We start from the raw sequence: 16,489 nt of genomic DNA, 5'->3' as shown, positions 1-16,489 counted from the left end.
AATCTTTAGTCTAGCCACTTCACAATTTGCCATCACATAACGACTCAACACAGGAGATGCCAATGAGCGTACTCGTAGGACGCCAAGCCCCGGATTTCGAAACTGCCGCCGTGATGCCGGACGGTTCCATCAAGGACGACTTCCGGCTGTCCGACAGCAACGGCAAGCTGCGCGTGCTGTTCTTCTGGCCGCTGGACTTCACCTTCGTCTGCCCGTCCGAAATCATCGCCCATGACAATCGTCTGGCGAAGTTCAAGGAACTCGGCGTCGAGGTGATCGGTGCTTCCATCGATTCCCAGTACACGCACCACGCCTGGCGCAAGACCTCGCCGGACGCGGGCGGCATCGGTGAAGTCGGCTTCCCGGTCGTGGCCGACGTCAAGCACGAGATCTGCCAGGCCTACGGCATCGAGCATCCGGAAGCCGGTGTCGCCCTGCGCGCTTCCTTCCTGATCGATGAAGACGGCGTCGTCCAGCACCAGACGGTCAACAACCTGCCGCTGGGCCGCAACGTCGACGAGATGCTGCGCATGGTCAAGGCACTCAAGTACCACCAGACCCACGGCGAAGTCTGCCCGGCGGGCTGGGAAGAGGGCCAGGAAGGTATGAAGGACACTGCCGAAGGCGTGGCCAAGTACCTGGGCACCTACGCCGGCAACCTGTAAGCGGCATGATTTCAGAGGCGGCCCGTCGGGCCGCCTTTGTCGTTTCTGGTATCATGCCCGCCTATCGCGGTGTCCTGTGGCATGGCTCGGGTTCGGGACATGCCACAGGGTGTCGAATAGCAGTACACGCCAACCGAATCGTTGATCTGAATCGAGGTAGTCATGAGCGACGCGCGTCACGAACGTCTGATTATTCTGGGCTCCGGGCCGGCAGGCTACACGGCCGCGGTCTATGCCGCGCGGGCGAACCTCAGGCCGTTGCTGATCACCGGCATGCAGGCCGGTGGCCAGTTGACGACGACCACCGACGTGGACAACTGGCCCGGCGACGATGAAGGGGTGCAGGGGCCGGAGTTGATGGAACGCATGCGCAAGCATGCCGAGCGCTTTCAGACCGAAGTGCTGTTCGACCACATCAACGAGGTCGAGCTGCGCGAGAAGCCGTTCACCCTCAAGGGCGACAATGGCACCTATACCTGCGACGCGCTGATCATCGCCACCGGCGCCAGCGCCCGCTATCTGGGTCTCCCTTCCGAGCAGCAGTTCATGGGGCAGGGCGTGTCGGCCTGCGCGACCTGCGACGGCTTCTTCTACCGCAACCAGCACGTCGTCGTGGTCGGTGGCGGCAATACGGCAATGGAAGAGGCGCTGTATCTCTCCAATATCGCCTCGAAGGTGACGCTGGTGCACCGGCGCGACAGCCTTCGCGGCGAGAAGATTCTGCAGGATCGCCTGTTCGAGAAGGTCGAGAACGGCAACATGGCTATCGAGTGGAATCATACCCTCGACGAGGTGCTGGGCGACGGCAGCGGGGTCACCGGGGCGCAACTCCGATCCACGTTGACAGGCGAGACCAAGCAGCTCGATGCCATGGGTGTCTTCATCGCCATCGGCCATACCCCCAACACCGGAATTTTCGAGGGCCAGCTCGATATGGCCAACGGTTATATCCGTGTCCAGTCCGGTCTGGAGGGCAATGCCACGGCGACCAGTGTGCCTGGCGTGTTCGCGGCCGGCGACGTCATGGACCATGTCTATCGTCAGGCCATTACCTCCGCCGGCAGCGGCTGCATGGCGGCGCTGGATGCGGAGCGGTTTCTGGACGAGCTCTAAGTCGGGCGTCGCCCGAAGCGGGACGAGCGTCGCTGCGCGCCTGGAAGAGATAAGCGGCAAGAAAGGGCAAGAGCTCTGAACGCAACATGCCAGCGACGATATCGTCGCTGGCATGTTGCGTTCAGGGCTGCAGCATCCTGATTTTCGCGGCTCGCGGCTCGCGGCTCGCGGCTCGCGGCTCGCGGCTTAGCTTGGCTCAATAGTGCGGCGGCAGCTCGTCCTCGGGGCCTGGCATCTCGCCGCCCAGCTCGTCGATGGCCTGGCGCTGTTCGCTGAGTCGCTCGCGCATCAGGGCGTTGACGCGGCCGAGCCGCTCGAGCTCGGTCGCCTGCTGTCTCACCAGGCGGTCGAGGGTTTCCAGCCAATCTTCCTGAAACGTCAAGCGGCTCTCGAGCGCATCGAGGCGAGCTTCCGAGGTCGTACGCGAGGGCGTCTCGACCGTGCTAGACTGCCGACGCTGTGTGTCATCTTCCATTCACGGCACCTTTAGTTAGTGAAAGTCGATTAACGATATTGGGTATGAAGACCGTTTCCGCGTTGTTGAGAAGGCGCGGTACGTTTTCCTTGTTCCGACGTCCAGAGATATGAGAATCCATGAATAGCAAGGTAATTTTGCGTTGTACGCTGATCAGTCTACTCCTCTCGATACCCTCGCCATTGCTGATCGGTCTTTTGATCACGCTGATCAGCAGCATGCTGGCCACCGACCTGACCTGGTTCTTGAACGTGGAAGGTGTCTCGGCGATGTATGGGGCGACGGTGATCGCCGTCTTCATCGTGCTTTGGCTGGGCACGCTGGCCATGGCGCTGCTGGCGCCAGCGACCCCGCGCGCGGTCACGGCTGCCATGCTGGCGGACGTGGAGAACGACGATCGCGAGCTGGGTGAAGTCAAATGGTTCAATGTCAACAAGGGCTATGGCTTCATCACGCGGGCCGACGGTGAGGACGTGTTCGTGCACTTTCGGGCGATTCGGGGCAAGGGCCACCGGACGCTCGCCGAAGGGCAGAAGGTGCGTTACCACGTGATCGAGAATGACCGCGGACTGCAGGCAGACGACGTGACCGTCATCACCTGACAGCCGCGGCTGGAGTGCCCGAAACCCCCGGAGGCTCGCCTTCGGGGGTTTTTCGTTTCCTGCTCACGCCCCGGAGGCCGATGGCGTCTCGTCGACTCCCGCGCGCGCCTCGGCCTCGACGAATACCCGCTTGACGCCATCGTGGGCCTGCTTGATCTCCCGGTCGAGCTTGGCGATGGCACGCTCGATGCGCTCCGCCGTGGCGCCGCGAGCAAAGCGAACGCTGAGATTGACCAGGATGAAGTTGGGCCCCATATGCATGGTCAGGACTTCGTTGACGCCTTCGACGCCATCGGCATCTCCCGCCAGCTGGCGAATGCTCTCGACCACGTGCTGGTTGGCGCTTTCCCCGATCAGCAGGCTCTTGGTCTCCATGGCCAGCCAGATGGCCGTGCCGCCGAGCAGCAGTCCGATGATGATCGAAGCGATGCCATCGAACAGCAGGATGCCGGTCCACTGCGACAGGGCAACCCCGGCGAGCGCCACCATCAGGCCGAGCAGCGCTGCGGAGTCCTCGAAGATCACCACGAACATGGAAGGATCCTTGCCGCGCTGTACCGCTTCGACGTAGCCCCACTTGCCCTTGGTCTTGCGAAACTCGTTGAGCGCGAACGCCCATGAGGCGCCCTCGAACAGGATACCCAGGCCGAGCACGATGTAGTTGACCAGCGGCGACTCGATCGGTTCGGGGTGCAGGACATGGATCACACCTTCGTAGAGCGAGACCCCGGAGCCGATCGCGAAGATCAGCAGCGCGACCACGAAGCTCCAGAAGTAGATCTCCTTGCCGTGACCGAACGGAAACTGAGGGCTCGGCGGTCGCTTGGCCCGCTTCATGCCCAACAGCAGCAGAATCTGGTTGCCGGTGTCCACGACCGAGTGGATGCCCTCGGAGAGCATGGCGGAGCTGCCGGTGATCGCGGCCGCGACGAACTTGGTGACCGCAATGAGCAGATTGCCGCCCATGGCGGCATAGATGACTGGCTTGGATTCCGCCATGTAGGTGACTCCCTGTCGGACCGGCCGCGTTCCGGCGGTGACGGCGTGGTCAGCGGCCCGAGTCGGGCCACTCTATGGTGTGCTCGTGACCGTCCGGCGTTACCTGCCAGAATCGGTCGGGATCGTCACCGGGTTGCCAGCCACCCAGCGAACAGCGGGCCTCGCAGCCCAGCTCGCGAGCGGCGTCGCGGGCGCAGTCGGTGTCGCGGGGCCAGGGCGTGGCGTCGCAGTCGAACCACAGGCTGGCGTAACCATCGGCGGCGCGTTCGACCAGCATGATGCCGATACCTCGCTCGGCGCCAGCGGTCCTGCCGCGCCAGATCCCCTTGCCGGCCCGGTCCAGGGTCAGGTCATCGTCACCGAGGGTTTGGCGCAGCCATCGGGTGATGGCCTCGACGTCGGCGACGGCCAGATAGATTTCGATATCAGGAAAACGCTCCATGGGTTCCTCTGGCGAACAGCCGCTCGAGTGTCGTCTCGTAGATGCGGCTCAGGGTATCGAGGTCGTCGGCACGGATGCGTTCGTTGACCTGGTGGATGGTGGCATTGACAGGGCCCAGCTCGATCACCTGCGTGCCCAGTGTAGCAATGAAGCGCCCGTCCGACGTGCCGCCGGAGGTGGAAAGCGCCGGCCGATGGCCGGTGACCGCCTCGCAGGCACGCCGCGCCGCCTCGAGGAGCTCCCCCTCCGCGGTCAGGAAAGGTTCGCCGTTGAGGGTCCAGTCGAGCTGATAATCGAGCCCGTGGGCGGCCAGTTTCCGCTCGACCCGTTCGCGCAACTGGAGCTGCGTGACCTCGCTGGAGTAGCGAAAGTTGAAGGTCACCTCCAGTTCGCCGGGAACGACATTGGTGGCACCGGTTCCTGCATGCAGGTTGGAGATCTGGAAGCTGGTCGCCGGGAAGAAGTCGTTGCCGGCATCCCAGGGCTCGTCGACCAGTTCGGAAAGCACGGGCAGCGCCTGGTGAATCGGGTTGCGGGCCAGTTGTGGATAGGCCACGTGGCCCTGAATGCCGCGCACCCGCAGCACACCGCCCAGCGATCCGCGGCGGCCGTTCTTGATCACGTCGCCCAGATGGCTGGTGGAGGAGGGCTCGCCGACGATGCAGTAGTCCAGCGGCTCGTGACGCTCGCGCAGTCGCTCCACCACGGCCCGGGTGCCGTGCACCGCCGGGCCTTCCTCGTCGGCGGTGATCAGGAACGCGATTCTGCCGTGGTGGTCCGGATGGGCGGCGACGAAGCGCTCGACGGCCGTCACCATCGACGCCAAGCTGCCTTTCATGTCGGCGGCCCCGCGTCCGCAGAGAAAACCGGCCTCATCGATGCGCGGCTCGAATGGCGGGTACTGCCACTCGCTCTCCGGTCCGCTGGGCACCACGTCGGTATGGCCGGCAAAGGCGAGCATCGGGCCGTGCTGGCCCCGGGTGGCCCAGAAGTTGTCGATGCCACCGATCGACATCCGTTCGATCTGGAAGCCGATGCGTTCCAGGCGCTCGATCATCAGCGCCTGGCAGCCGTGATCGTCCGGCGTCACCGACGGTCGCTTGAGCAGCTCCAGTGCCAGCGTCAGCGTGTCGGAGGGCGCGGTCGTCATTGACGCTTGGGGCATGCGGTTCTCCAGGGCAGCCGGTCGGGCCGGATCAATTGTGAGCGTGCAGCGATTCATTGAGGGCGACGGCGCTCTTGTTGGTGCGGCACTCCAGGCGCCCGGTCACCGAGTGACGAATGAACAGCAGATCGTCCTGGCCGGCGAGTTCCCGCGCGGCCACGGTCTGGACGGCTTCGCCCTGGTCGTCCAGGACGGTGACCTTGGAGCCCGCGGTGACGTAGAGGCCGGCTTCGACGGTGCAGCGGTCGCCCAGCGGGATGCCCAGGCCGGCATTGGCGCCGATCAGGCAGTTCTCGCCGATTCTGATCACCACGTTGCCGCCGCCGGAGAGCGTACCCATGGTGGAGCAGCCGGCACCCAGGTCGGAGCCCTTGCCGACGAAGACGCCGGCCGAGATACGTCCCTCGACCATGCCGGGGCCTTCGGTGCCGGCGTTGAAGTTGCAGAAACCCTCGTGCATGACCGTGGTGCCTTCGCCCAGATGGGCGCCGAGGCGTACGCGGGCGGTATCGCCGATCCGGATCCCCTTGGGCACGACGTAGTCGGTCATCTTGGGGAACTTGTCGACGCAGTCCACCGAGAGCGGGCGTCCGGCCAGGCGGGCCTTGAGGCGACGCGCGGGAAGTTCCTCGACGTCGATGGCGCCCTCATTGGTCCAGGCGATATTCCTGAGCAGGCCGAACATGCCGTCGAGCTGGGTGCCGTGGGGCTTGATCAGTCGGTGGGAGAGCAGATGCAGCTTGAGATAGACCTCCGGCACGCTGGTCGGCGCATGGTCTTCGTCCAGGAACACCGCGACCAGGGGGCGCTTGGCATCGACGAACGTCTCGGCGAGGTCGGCCTGATCGGCGGCGCCGGCGGCCCGCAGCGCTTCTGCGAGGCCGGTTGCGTGCTCCGGCAGGAAACTGACGACTTCCTCGCTGGCATCGGCACCCAGGGCCTGGCGCGCGGCGGCGACGAGGTCGGCGGCGGGCTGATGCAGCGGCGCCGGATAGTAGACTTCGAGCCAGTCGCCCTGGCTGTTCTGGGTACCGATTCCTAGCGCGAAGCTCAACATCGCAGGTTCCTTATCGTGTTCGGTGAAGGTGTCGTGGAAGATCGTGGAGTCGGTGCGAACTCGCCCGCTAGGCCAGTGTCGCGTAGCGGGCAGGGTCGAAACCGACAATCAGGGTGTCTTGGCCTGCAGGGTCGGTGCGCTGCAGTAGCGGACGCTTGATCAATGTCGGATTGGCCAGCATCAGCTCGCGAGCCCGCTCGGCGTCCAGCGGCTCCCGGTCCGCGGCATCGAGTTGCCGCCAACTGGTACTGCGGGTGTTCAACAGCGTCTGCCAGTCGGCATTGGCCAGAAAGGTATCCAGTCGCTGCGGCCCGAGCCCATCCTCGCGGAGGTCGTGGTAACGATACGAGATGCCCAGCTCGTCGAGCCGGCGGCGGGCCTTGCGGCAAGTGTCGCAGGTCTTGATGCCGTAAACGGTGATGGTCATGTCGCTGGCCTGTCGGGCGCTGCCGGAGAAGCGGCAGATTATAGGCGCCCACGGACGGCGGCTCAAACCGCGCCGCTGGGGCGTCACTCTCGTGTCGTTCGAGGCCTGGGCCGACCGGTGCCGATGGAGCGGCAATCGAGCATCCCGGATCGCGCTTGACCTATGGGTAACGCCAGGGTGCTAGCGTCAGGTTTTTCCCGGGGAGAAACAGCGAATGATGACTTCGAAGTGCTGGTCGATCGGTATCGTAGCTGCCGGCTTGCTGGCTTTCGCCGCCAGTGGTCTGGCTCAGCCGCAGAGCGATGGCCATGGCGATCATCGGGTCCGTCCTGAATCGTCCGCCCAATCCAGCGAGGCCAGCGATGCCTACCGTGAGGCGGCGACCCGCATGCAGCACAACATGGAGCTGGCGAACAGCGGCGACCCGGATATCGATTTTGCCACCGGCATGCTGGCCCATCACAGGGGGGCCGTCGCGATGGCCAAGGTCGAGCTCGCCTATGGCAAGGATCCGGAGATGCGAGCGCTGGCCCAGAAGATCATCGAGGCCCAGCAGGCGGAGATCGAACAGATGCGGGCATGGCTGAAAGCCAATCCCGCACCGGTCGATTGAGGCGGTCTGGTTCCGGCGAGTCGGGCGCTAAACGTCCAGGACTTCGTAAAGACGCGCGCGCAGTCGTGCCTGGGCCTCGGGGTCGGTCAGCGGCCGGCCGTGCTTGTCGGTGATGAAGAACACATCCTCGACCCGCTCGCCGAGGGTGGCGATCTTGGCCGTCGACAGCGCGATGTTCTGCTCCATGAAGATGCGGCCGACCCGAGCCAGCAGCCCCGGGCGGTCGGGGGCGATCAGCTCCAGCGAAGTGCGTGCGTTGGCGGGGTCCTGCTCGATGATCACCTCGACCGGCACCCGGAAGTGTTTCAGTTGCCGGGGCGTATGGCGGCTGACGATCTGCGGATAGTCGTCGGGGTCGTCGAGCTCCTCGACCAGGTGCCGGCGGATCGTCTCCAGCCGCGCAGGGTCGCGGATGGCGTCGTCATCGTCATCGAGCAGGATGAAGGTGTTGAGCGTCCAGTCGTCGCTCGAGGTGGCGATTCGGGCGTCGTGGATCGACAGGCCTAGCTGTTCGATGGCGGCCGCCGTCGCGGCGAACAGGTCGTCGGCCGAGCGCGTATGAATGAACAGCTTGGTGCCACCCTCGGTCATGTCCTCGCTGGGGGCGCTGACCAGGACCAGAGGCAGGTGATCGTCGTGGTGGGCGAGAATGCCCTGGGTCTGCCAGACGATCTCGCTGGGCGTGTACTGCAGGAAGTAGTCCTCGCCGAAGGTCTGCCAGAGTTCCGTGACGCGGGTCACGTCGGCGCCGACGGTCCGCAGTAGCCCCAGCGCCTCCTCTCGGGTCTCGCTGACCCAGCCCTGTCGATCGACGGTGTTGTCGAGCCCTCGACGCAGCACTCGGCGGGTCTCGGTGTAGAGCTGGCGCATCAGCGAGGCGCGCCAGCCGTTCCATAACGTCGGGTTGGTGGCGCTGATATCGGCGACGGTGAGTACGTAGAGATAGTCGAGATGAGTCTCGTCGCGCACGGTTCGGGCGAAGGCGTGGATCACGTCCGGATCGGAGATGTCGCGTTTCTGTGCCGTCTTCGACATCAGCAGGTGGTGCTCCACCAGCCAGGCCACCAGTTGCGTGTCCCAGCTCGACAAGGCATGGCGGCGGCAGAACTCGGCGGCATCGATGGCGCCGAGTTCCGAGTGATCGCCACCGCGCCCCTTGCCGATGTCGTGATAGAGCCCGGCAATCCACAGCAGTTCAAGTTTGGGCAGCTTCTGGATCACATCGATGGCGACGGTATATTCGTCGGTGTCCCGCTCCTCGCGAAAACGCTGCAGGAAACTGAGCAGGCGCAGGGTATGCGCGTCGACGGTATAGATGTGGAAAAGGTCGTGCTGCATCAGGCCGACGGCCTCGCCGAATTCGGGCAGGTACTTGCCCAGTACCCCGTATCGATTCATGCGCGTCAACTGGGTGGGGACGTCGCCGCCGCTGCGCAGCAGTTCCATGAACAGGCTCTGGTGGCGCAGATCGTCGCGGAAAGCGTCGTCGATCAAGTGACGATGGTCGCGAATCTGACGGATGGTATCGGCCCGGACGCCCTCGATCTCCGGATGCTGGGCCATCAGCAGAAACAGTTCCAGCAGCGCGCCGGGGCGCCGCAGGAAGACGTTGGGGTGGCGAAGCTGGATATAGCCGCCCCGGCTTTCGAAGCGCGCATTGATCGGCTTGACCTCGAGCGCCTCGCCGGCGTGGAGGATCACTTCGTCGAAATGCTGCAACAGCATGTCGTTCAGTCCGGCCAGGGCGGTGACGTGGCGGTAGTAGGCCTTCATGAACTGCTCGACGGCCAGTCGCTGTGGGGTGTCGGTGTAGCCGAACAGCTTGGCCAGGGCGCGCTGGTGGTCGAACAGCATGCGATCCTCGGCGCGTCCGGCGATCATGTGCAGGGCGTAGCGCACCTGCCACAGGAACGCCTGGCCCTGGCTCAGGATCCGCAACTCGGCATCGTTCATGAAGCCTTGCGCGACGACATCCTCGTAACGCAGCGGACCGAAGTGGCGCTTCGCCACCCAGCCGATCATCTGGATGTCGCGCAGGCCGCCCGGCGCGCTCTTGAGGTTGGGCTCGAGGTGGTACTCGGAGTTGTTGTGCTTGTAGTGGCGGGCGATCTGCTCCTGCCACTTGCCCTCGAAGAACGCTGCCGACGACCACATGTGGTGGGTGGAAAGGCGCTCCCGCATGGCGCTGCGCAGCGTCTCCGGGCCCGCCAGGGTACGGGTCTCCAGCAGGTTGGTGATGACCGTGATGTCGCTTTGGGCTTCCCGCTCGCAGTCATTGAGCGAGCGCACGCTCTGCCCGACCTCAAGGCCGATATCCCACAGCAGGGTAATGAAGCCGGTCAGTGACTCGCGATAGGGCGTGTCGTCGTCCGTGCCGAGCAGCAGCAGCAGGTCGATGTCGGAATAAGGGTGCAGCTCTCCGCGGCCGTAACCGCCAACGGCCAGCAGGGCGACGTTGTCGTCCGGCCACTCGAACCGTTCCCAGGCGATCTCGAGCAACCGGTCCAGGCACCAGGCACGGCCGTACACCAGGTCGCGAACATCGGCGCCAGCGCGAAAACGCTCGTCGAGGCGCTCGCGGATCGTCTTCAGCGCCAGCTTGAACAGCGCGACGGGTTGGGAGTCGCACGCCAGCGCCTCACGGAAGGCCGCTGCATCGAATAGTGTTTCGTCGGGTTGAAAACGGTAGTGATGCAGCAGCATGCGACGGGCGTCTCCGGAGGTGGGGCGGCAGGCAGGCGACGATCAGTCCGTCAGGAAGCCGAAGTCTTCATCGGAGCGGGCCGTCAGGACCTCTACGCCGGAAGCGGTGACCAGCAGGGTGTGTTCCCACTGTGCCGACAGGCTCTTGTCCTTGGTCACTGCCGTCCAGCCGTCCTTCAACACCTTGGTACGGTAGCCGCCGGCGTTGAGCATCGGCTCGATGGTCAGGCACATGCCTTCGGCGAGTTCGGCATCGGCTTCCGGTGCGTAGCCGTCATAATGCAGGACCTGCGGCTCCTCGTGGAAGCCTGCGCCGATACCGTGACCGCAGAAATCCCGGACCACGGAGTAGCCAGCCTTTTCGGCATGGTTCTGGATCACCCGGGCGATGGTCGACAGCCTGGCGCCCGGTTTCACTTCGGCGATACCTTTATACAGGCTCTCCTGGGTGACCCGGCTCAGGCGCTCCCCCTGGATGGTGTCGCCGAGCACGAACATCATGCTGCTGTCGCCGTGGTAACCGTCGGCGGTCTTCACGGTGATGTCGATGTTCATGATGTCGCCACTCTTGAGCTTCTTGTCGAAGTCGGGGATGCCGTGGCAGACGACATGATTGATCGAGGTGCAGATCGACTTGGGGAAGCCGTGATAGTCCAGGGGGGCTGGGGTGGAACCCAGCTCCTTGACGATGAAATCATGACACAGGCGGTCGAGCTCGCCGGTGGAAACGCCGACCTGCACGTGCGGGATGATCATCTCGAATACTGCAGCGGCCTGGCGGCCGGCTTCGCGCATTTTTTCGATCTCGTCGGGCGTCTTGCGTGGAATGTTCATGCGCTCTCGCAATGGGGGGTCGATAGGGGCGATGGCGTGTCTCGGGCAGCGGTCGGCTGTCCCCGGTGTTGCCGGGCTTCAGGGAAACACTGCATAAAGGGTGGCGCGGGCGAATCACTGCGTTGGCGGTGCCGGTCCGATCGGAATCCCCACTATACCCCGCAGGCTCCGGTTTCCGTGCTCCGTTCGCCCAGTGGTCCATCCCGCTCGCCGATTCATTCAGCGCTTCCTTAGACGACCGGCGACTTCATCTTGCCTGCGTTCTATGGTATAAATCCGCGCGCTCGACTGCAATTGCCCGTCTACCGGTTCCGGCAAAGATGGCCGATCTGGCTTCCGGCAGGCATCTCTACGCTGTCGCCAGGGTGGTCGAGTCAGTAGCGGCGACGACCTTCGAACGAAGGTCGCGTCATCAAAAACACACACGCACCGACACATGGTCCCGGGTGCCGCGACGGTCTAGCCGAGCGGTCGGATCCATGGGGTGTGTGGAGGCCTAACCCGATTCTTCAGGAGTCATCATGGCACAAGTCAACATGCGCGATCTGCTCAAGGCAGGCGCACACTTCGGTCACCAGACCCGTTACTGGAACCCGAAGATGGGGCAGTACATCTTCGGTGCACGTAACAAGATCCACATCATCAACCTCGAGCATACGCTGCCGGCACTGCTGGAAGCGACGAGCATCGTCGAGAAGATGGCCTCTTCCAACAACAAGATCCTGTTCGTCGGCACCAAGCGTTCCGCCAGCAAGATCATCAAGGAAGAAGCCAATCGCGTTGGTCAGCCGTTCGTCAACCATCGCTGGCTGGGCGGCATGCTGACCAACTACAAGACCATCCGCCAGTCGATCAAGCGTCTGCGCGAGCTCGAGACCATGCGCGAAGATGGTACGTTCGAGAAGCTGACCAAGAAAGAAGTGCTGATGGCGACTCGTGAGCAGGACAAGCTCGAGCGCTCCATCGGCGGTATCAAGGAGATGGGCGGTCTGCCCGACGCACTGTTCGTGATCGACGTCGATCATGAGCGCATCGCGATCAACGAAGCCAACAAGCTCGGCATTCCGGTGATCGGTGTCGTCGACACCAACTCCAACCCGGACGGCGTCGATTACGTCATCCCGGGCAACGACGACTCCATTCGCGCCATCCAGATCTATGTGCAGGCGATCGCCGACGCCTGCGGCAAGGCGAAGGAAGGTCGTCCCGACGAGTTCGTCGAGGTGAGCGAGACCAGCGAAGCCGCTCAGTAATCGAGAAAACGGCATCGAGTCTGCGCTGAGCATGCTCCCGCAGGGCGGCAGTCGGTTCGCCGGTATCGGCGCAGACACAAGGGGGCTCCATAGCCCCCTTTTTACACCCGGAGCGACGCTCTCGTGGCGTCGTTCGTCAGACGAAACAGCGATTCTCAGGGGTAGAACATGGCAGCTATCAGCGCTTCTCTAGTCAAGGAACTGCGTGAGCGTACCGGTCTCGGCATGATGGAATGCAAGAAGGCACTGACCGAAGCCGACGGTGACATCGATCGCGCGATCGAGGATCTGCGCAAGAACTCCGGTCTGAAGGCCGCCAAGAAAGCGGGCCGGACGGCCGCCGAAGGCGCGATCCTGACCCGCGTCGCCGAAGACGGCAGCTACGCCGCGATGCTGGAAGTCAACTCGGAGACCGACTTCGTCTCCCGTGACGACAACTTCAAGAGCTTCGCCGCCAAGGTGCTGGCCAAGGTATTCGAGACCAAGTCCGAAGACGTCGCGGCCATCATGGACGGCGAGTTGGAAGATGCGCGCAACCAGCTGGTGCAGAAGATCGGCGAGAACATCTCCGTGCGTCGCGCGGTCGTCGTCGATGCACCGGAAGGCGGCGTCGTGGGTGCCTACGTCCATGGCGATCGTATCGGTGTATTGAGCGTGCTCAAGGGCGGCAACCCGGAAGTGGCCAAGGATGTCTCCATGCACGTGGCCGCGATCAACCCGGTCGTCGCGCGTCCGGAAGATATGCCGCAGGCCCAGCTCGACAGCGAGAAGGCGATCATCCTGGCCCAGCCGGACATGGCCGGCAAGCCAGAGCAGATCGCCGAGAAGATGGTCCAGGGTCGCCTCAAGAAGTACCTGGCGGAGAACAGCCTGACCGAACAGCCTTTCGTCAAGGATCCGAACCAGACCGTTGCCGAGTACGCCAAGACGGCAGGCGGCGAAGTGGTTGGCTTCACGCGCTTCGAGGTTGGTGAGGGCATCGAGAAGGAAGAGGTCGATTTCGCCAAGGAAGTGATGGAACAGGCTCGCCGTAGCTGAGTTTCCGATAGTGCCTGGGACCGTGCTCGGGGCTCATGCCTGTGGCCGATCCCTCTGATGGCGTGCGCGAAAGCGCACGCCATCGCGTATCCGGTGGATGAGAAGATCGTCTGCCACCTGCCGAATCCGACTCGTCAAACCAGGAGAGAGCGTCATGCCTGAAGTCATCGATCGACCCAGCAAGCCCAATGAGCGTAGCGACAAGTCGAAGTACAAGCGCATATTGTTGAAGCTCTCGGGGGAGGCGCTGACGGGGGAGCAGGATTTCGGTATCGACCCCAAGGTGCTCGATCGCATGGCGCTGGAAATCGGCCAGCTGGTGGGGATCGGTGTCCAGGTCGGCATCGTCATCGGCGGCGGTAACCTGTTCCGGGGTGCAGCGCTGCACGCAGCGGGCATGGAGCGGGTCACCGGTGACCACATGGGGATGCTGGCCACGGTGATGAACGCCCTGGCGATGCGCGATGCGCTGGAACGTTCCAATATCCGCTCGCGAGTGATGTCGGCAATCCCCATGAGCGGGGTCGTCGAACACTACGATCGGCGCACCGCGATCCGTTACCTCACTTCTGGCGACGTGGTCATCTTCTCTGCCGGTACGGGCAATCCCTTCTTCACGACCGACTCGGCCGCCTGTCTGCGGGGCATCGAGATCGACGCCAACGTCGTGGTCAAGGCCACCAAGGTCGATGGTGTCTACGACAAGGATCCGGTCAAGCATCCGGAAGCCGTCAAGTACGAGCGTTTGAGTTACGATGATGTGCTGGACCAGAAGCTCGGGGTGATGGATTTGACCGCTATCTGCCTGGTACGGGACCATGACATGCCGGTTCGCGTCTTCGACATGACCAAGCCCGGGGCGCTGTTGAATCTGGTGGTCGGTGGGCGAGAAGGCACGCTGATTGATTGAGGTTTAGGACATGATCGACGATATCAAGAAAGACGCTGGCGCACGCATGCAAAAGAGCCTGGATGCGCTTCAGAGCAATTTCCACAAGATCCGCACCGGCCGGGCGCACCCGAGCATACTGGATGCGGTGATGGTGGAGTACTACGGCAGTCAGATGCCGATCAACCAGGTCGCCAACATCACGATCGAGGATGCTCGGACGCTGGCCGTGACGCCGTGGGAACGCCCGATGGTGCCGAAAGTCGAGAAGGCGATCATGACCGCCGATCTCGGGCTCAATCCGGCCACCGCCGGCAACGTGATCCGCGTGCCGATGCCGCCGCTGACCGAGGAGACGCGGCGCAACTATATCAAGCAGGCGCGTGCCGAGGCCGAAAACGCCAAGGTTGCGATCCGCAGTATTCGCCGCGACGCCAACGGCGATCTCAAGACGTTGCTCAAGGACAAGGAGATCACCGAGGATGACGAGCGTCGCGGAGAAGAGGAAATCCAGAAGTTGACCGACAAGCACGTCAGCGAGATCGATCGGCTGCTGGAAACCAAGGAACATGACCTGATGCAGGTATGAGGGTTCGGGCGCTCGATGGCTTCGGCATGCGGGCGCCGCCACCCACCTGTCTTGCGAGCTATCATGACAGACACGCAGTCGCGTGACGTCCAAGCGATGCCGTCGATGCCCCGCCATGTGGCGATCATCATGGATGGCAACAATCGCTGGGCGCGCGCCAGAGGGCTCTCCAGCGCACAGGGACATCGCGCTGGCGTGGAGTCGTTGCGCGCCGTCATTCGACGGGCGGCGGAGCAGCACATCGAGACCCTGACACTATTCGCCTTCTCGAGCGAGAACTGGCGTCGTCCTTCGGCGGAGGTCGGTGCGCTGATGGAACTTTTCATGCTGGTGCTCAAGCGCGAGGTGAAGAGGCTTCATGAGAACGGTATCCGCCTGAGCATCATCGGCGATCGCCGCCGCTTCTCGTCGTCCCTGCAGAAGCACATGAGTCGTGCCGAGGCGTTGACCCGCGACAATTCCGGGATGCATCTCGTCGTGGCTGCCAACTATGGTGGGCGCTGGGACATCGCCTCCGCCGCGCAGCGGCTGGCGCGCAAGGTCGCCGATGGGCTCATCACTCCCGAGGCCGTGGATGAAGCGGCGTTGGACCGCGAGGTGTGCCTGAGCCAGGAGTCGCCCATCGATCTGTGCATCCGCACCAGTGGAGAACAGCGGATCTCCAACTTCCTGCTGTGGCAGCTTGCCTACGCGGAGTTCGTGTTTGCCCCGGAACTCTGGCCCGATTTCGATGGGGCCGCCTTCGATGCCGCGCTCGAGGCGTTCCAGCAGCGCCAGCGCCGTTTCGGCATGAGCCAGCAGCAGGTCGAGGTTCAGGGTGCTTAAACAACGGATACTGACGGCGCTGGTACTGGCGCCACTGGCTCTCGGCGGCCTGTTCGGCCTCTCCGGGGCCGGCTTCGCCGCCTTCACCGCGTTCGTGCTGCTGCTCGGGGCCTGGGAGTGGGCGCGCCTGGCCGGATTCGACGAGGTCAAGCCGCGACTGCTCTACACTCTCGGCCTCGGTTTGCTGCTGGTGATCGCATGGTGGTCGGGGTGGACCGAGGCGCGTTGGCCGCTATGGGCTGGCGCGCTCGGCTGGTTGGCCAACGCCTGGTGGGTCTCTCGCTATCCCGGCGCCACCGGGCAGTGGCAGCCTCCGGTGGTGCGCCTGTGCATGGGCGTGTGGGTGCTGCTGCCTTGCTGGGTCGGGCTTTACCAACTTCGGCAGCAGGGTAGCGAGTGGTTGCTGTTCGTGTTGCTGCTGGTCTGGGTGGCGGATATCGGGGCCTACTTTGCCGGGCGCCGTTACGGCCGTCGCAAGCTGGCGCCGAGCGTCAGTCCGGGCAAATCGTGGGAGGGCGTCTATGGCGGCTGGGTCGCGGTCGCGCTGCTGGTGCTCGTCTACACGGTGTGGCTGGCGCTTGACCTCGGCCAGGCGCTGGCCCTGCTGATCGTCGCGCTGGTGGTCGCTTTCATCTCCGTCGTCGGAGACCTGCTCGAGAGCATGCTCAAGCGTTTTCGTGGCTTGAAGGACTCCAGTCACCTGCTGCCGGGCCACGGTGGCATCCTCGATCGTATCGACAGCTTGACGGCTGCCGTTCCTCTCTTCGCTTTGATCCGCCCCTGGCTGGGATAGCACATCG

The 16,489-nt window shown here is 63.8% G+C and carries 18 protein-coding genes; 10 read left to right on the top strand and 8 right to left on the bottom strand.

Going from position 1 to position 16,489, the window contains the following annotated elements:
* Window positions 1-62: 62 nt before the first annotated feature.
* Entirely contained in the window at window positions 63-665 is a 603-nt protein-coding gene (locus AAGT95_RS01055) for a peroxiredoxin (protein WP_110602207.1), read from the top strand.
* Window positions 666-827: 162 nt separating this feature from the next.
* Window positions 828-1,778 (top strand): thioredoxin-disulfide reductase, encoded by a 951-nt coding sequence (gene trxB, locus AAGT95_RS01050; protein WP_110602209.1) that lies wholly within the window; start codon window positions 828-830, stop codon window positions 1,776-1,778.
* 196 nt (window positions 1,779-1,974) lie between these two features.
* On the opposite strand, the gene AAGT95_RS01045 is transcribed toward trxB, so the two are convergent.
* Window positions 1,975-2,253: a SlyX family protein gene (locus AAGT95_RS01045; protein ID WP_342595234.1), complete on the bottom strand. Its 279-nt coding sequence runs from the start codon at window positions 2,251-2,253 to the stop codon at window positions 1,975-1,977.
* Window positions 2,254-2,372: 119 nt separating this feature from the next.
* On the opposite strand from AAGT95_RS01045, the gene AAGT95_RS01040 reads away from it, so the two are divergent.
* Window positions 2,373-2,855 (top strand): cold-shock protein, encoded by a 483-nt coding sequence (locus AAGT95_RS01040; protein ID WP_110602212.1) that lies wholly within the window; start codon window positions 2,373-2,375, stop codon window positions 2,853-2,855.
* A 63-nt stretch (window positions 2,856-2,918) separates the two neighbouring features.
* On the opposite strand, the gene AAGT95_RS01035 is transcribed toward AAGT95_RS01040, so the two are convergent.
* From AAGT95_RS01035 to AAGT95_RS01015, 5 genes are all read right to left on the bottom strand, one after another.
* Window positions 2,919-3,854 carry a cation diffusion facilitator family transporter gene (locus tag AAGT95_RS01035; RefSeq protein ID WP_110602214.1) on the bottom strand — a complete coding sequence of 312 codons (936 nt, stop codon included), beginning with the start codon at window positions 3,852-3,854 and terminating at the stop codon, window positions 2,919-2,921.
* 49 nt (window positions 3,855-3,903) lie between these two features.
* Window positions 3,904-4,296 carry a hypothetical protein gene (locus AAGT95_RS01030; protein WP_110602215.1) on the bottom strand — a complete coding sequence of 131 codons (393 nt, stop codon included), beginning with the start codon at window positions 4,294-4,296 and terminating at the stop codon, window positions 3,904-3,906.
* Complete coding sequence (gene dapE, locus AAGT95_RS01025; protein WP_342595233.1) at window positions 4,280-5,461, bottom strand: succinyl-diaminopimelate desuccinylase; 1,182 nt, start codon at window positions 5,459-5,461, stop codon at window positions 4,280-4,282. The genes AAGT95_RS01030 and dapE overlap by 17 nt, the downstream gene beginning before the upstream one ends.
* Window positions 5,462-5,492: 31 nt before the next feature.
* Window positions 5,493-6,518, bottom strand: coding sequence for a 2,3,4,5-tetrahydropyridine-2,6-dicarboxylate N-succinyltransferase (gene dapD, locus AAGT95_RS01020; protein WP_342595232.1), 1,026 nt, complete (start codon window positions 6,516-6,518; stop codon window positions 5,493-5,495).
* 67 nt (window positions 6,519-6,585) lie between these two features.
* Window positions 6,586-6,945 (bottom strand): ArsC family reductase, encoded by a 360-nt coding sequence (locus AAGT95_RS01015; RefSeq protein WP_110602219.1) that lies wholly within the window; start codon window positions 6,943-6,945, stop codon window positions 6,586-6,588.
* Between the two features lie 214 nt (window positions 6,946-7,159).
* Between AAGT95_RS01015 and copM the strand changes: the two genes are divergently transcribed.
* Entirely contained in the window at window positions 7,160-7,558 is a 399-nt protein-coding gene (gene copM / locus AAGT95_RS01010) for a CopM family metallochaperone (RefSeq protein WP_342595231.1), read from the top strand.
* Between the two features lie 27 nt (window positions 7,559-7,585).
* Here copM and AAGT95_RS01005 read toward each other — a convergent pair whose 3' ends face one another.
* Both AAGT95_RS01005 and map read right to left on the bottom strand, forming a co-directional pair.
* Entirely contained in the window at window positions 7,586-10,261 is a 2,676-nt protein-coding gene (locus tag AAGT95_RS01005; protein WP_342595230.1) for a [protein-PII] uridylyltransferase, read from the bottom strand.
* A gap of 42 nt (window positions 10,262-10,303) precedes the next feature.
* Window positions 10,304-11,095 carry a type I methionyl aminopeptidase gene (gene map / locus AAGT95_RS01000; RefSeq protein WP_110602224.1) on the bottom strand — a complete coding sequence of 264 codons (792 nt, stop codon included), beginning with the start codon at window positions 11,093-11,095 and terminating at the stop codon, window positions 10,304-10,306.
* A gap of 521 nt (window positions 11,096-11,616) precedes the next feature.
* On the opposite strand from map, the gene rpsB reads away from it, so the two are divergent.
* The 6 genes from rpsB to AAGT95_RS00970 all read left to right on the top strand — a co-directional run bounded on the left by rpsB (window position 11,617) and on the right by AAGT95_RS00970 (window position 16,482).
* Window positions 11,617-12,348 (top strand): 30S ribosomal protein S2, encoded by a 732-nt coding sequence (rpsB, locus tag AAGT95_RS00995; RefSeq protein ID WP_110602225.1) that lies wholly within the window; start codon window positions 11,617-11,619, stop codon window positions 12,346-12,348.
* Window positions 12,349-12,516: 168 nt separating this feature from the next.
* The gene (gene tsf / locus AAGT95_RS00990) at window positions 12,517-13,386 is read left to right on the top strand and encodes a translation elongation factor Ts (protein ID WP_110602226.1); all 870 of its coding nucleotides are present in this window, start codon (window positions 12,517-12,519) and stop codon (window positions 13,384-13,386) included.
* Between the two features lie 154 nt (window positions 13,387-13,540).
* Window positions 13,541-14,296: a UMP kinase gene (gene pyrH / locus AAGT95_RS00985; protein WP_110602227.1), complete on the top strand. Its 756-nt coding sequence runs from the start codon at window positions 13,541-13,543 to the stop codon at window positions 14,294-14,296.
* Between the two features lie 10 nt (window positions 14,297-14,306).
* Window positions 14,307-14,864: a ribosome recycling factor gene (gene frr, locus AAGT95_RS00980; RefSeq protein WP_110602229.1), complete on the top strand. Its 558-nt coding sequence runs from the start codon at window positions 14,307-14,309 to the stop codon at window positions 14,862-14,864.
* 63 nt (window positions 14,865-14,927) lie between these two features.
* The gene (gene uppS, locus AAGT95_RS00975) at window positions 14,928-15,689 is read left to right on the top strand and encodes a polyprenyl diphosphate synthase (protein ID WP_110602232.1); all 762 of its coding nucleotides are present in this window, start codon (window positions 14,928-14,930) and stop codon (window positions 15,687-15,689) included.
* Window positions 15,682-16,482 (top strand): phosphatidate cytidylyltransferase, encoded by an 801-nt coding sequence (locus AAGT95_RS00970; protein WP_342595229.1) that lies wholly within the window; start codon window positions 15,682-15,684, stop codon window positions 16,480-16,482. Before uppS ends, AAGT95_RS00970 begins: the two co-directional genes overlap by 8 nt.
* Window positions 16,483-16,489 lie beyond the last annotated feature (7 nt).

The sequence above is a fragment of the Salinicola lusitanus genome (genome assembly GCF_038648475.1).
Classification (GTDB): Bacteria; Pseudomonadota; Gammaproteobacteria; order Pseudomonadales; family Halomonadaceae; genus Salinicola; species Salinicola lusitanus.
The sequence above is the reverse complement of the archived record's forward strand: the minus strand, read 5'-3'. Positions and strand labels throughout refer to the sequence as shown.

Bases quoted from the DNA above. Each gene is read 5' to 3' on its own strand.
- AAGT95_RS01040 (WP_110602212.1), top strand. From the start codon at position 2,373: ATGAATAGCAAGGTAATTTTGCGTTGTACGCTGATCAGTCTACTCCTC.
- tsf (WP_110602226.1), top strand. From the start codon at position 12,517: ATGGCAGCTATCAGCGCTTCTCTAGTCAAGGAACTGCGTGAGCGTACC.
- AAGT95_RS01035 (WP_110602214.1), bottom strand. From the start codon at position 3,854: ATGGCGGAATCCAAGCCAGTCATCTATGCCGCCATGGGCGGCAATCTG.
- map (WP_110602224.1), bottom strand. From the start codon at position 11,095: ATGAACATTCCACGCAAGACGCCCGACGAGATCGAAAAAATGCGCGAA.
- AAGT95_RS01015 (WP_110602219.1), bottom strand. From the start codon at position 6,945: ATGACCATCACCGTTTACGGCATCAAGACCTGCGACACTTGCCGCAAG.
- AAGT95_RS01030 (WP_110602215.1), bottom strand. From the start codon at position 4,296: ATGGAGCGTTTTCCTGATATCGAAATCTATCTGGCCGTCGCCGACGTC.
- trxB (WP_110602209.1), top strand. From the start codon at position 828: ATGAGCGACGCGCGTCACGAACGTCTGATTATTCTGGGCTCCGGGCCG.
- dapD (WP_342595232.1), bottom strand. From the start codon at position 6,518: ATGTTGAGCTTCGCGCTAGGAATCGGTACCCAGAACAGCCAGGGCGAC.
- uppS (WP_110602232.1), top strand. From the start codon at position 14,928: ATGACAGACACGCAGTCGCGTGACGTCCAAGCGATGCCGTCGATGCCC.
- frr (WP_110602229.1), top strand. From the start codon at position 14,307: ATGATCGACGATATCAAGAAAGACGCTGGCGCACGCATGCAAAAGAGC.
- AAGT95_RS01045 (WP_342595234.1), bottom strand. From the start codon at position 2,253: ATGGAAGATGACACACAGCGTCGGCAGTCTAGCACGGTCGAGACGCCC.
- pyrH (WP_110602227.1), top strand. From the start codon at position 13,541: ATGCCTGAAGTCATCGATCGACCCAGCAAGCCCAATGAGCGTAGCGAC.
- dapE (WP_342595233.1), bottom strand. From the start codon at position 5,461: ATGCCCCAAGCGTCAATGACGACCGCGCCCTCCGACACGCTGACGCTG.
- rpsB (WP_110602225.1), top strand. From the start codon at position 11,617: ATGGCACAAGTCAACATGCGCGATCTGCTCAAGGCAGGCGCACACTTC.
- AAGT95_RS01055 (WP_110602207.1), top strand. From the start codon at position 63: ATGAGCGTACTCGTAGGACGCCAAGCCCCGGATTTCGAAACTGCCGCC.
- copM (WP_342595231.1), top strand. From the start codon at position 7,160: ATGATGACTTCGAAGTGCTGGTCGATCGGTATCGTAGCTGCCGGCTTG.
- AAGT95_RS01005 (WP_342595230.1), bottom strand. From the start codon at position 10,261: ATGCTGCTGCATCACTACCGTTTTCAACCCGACGAAACACTATTCGAT.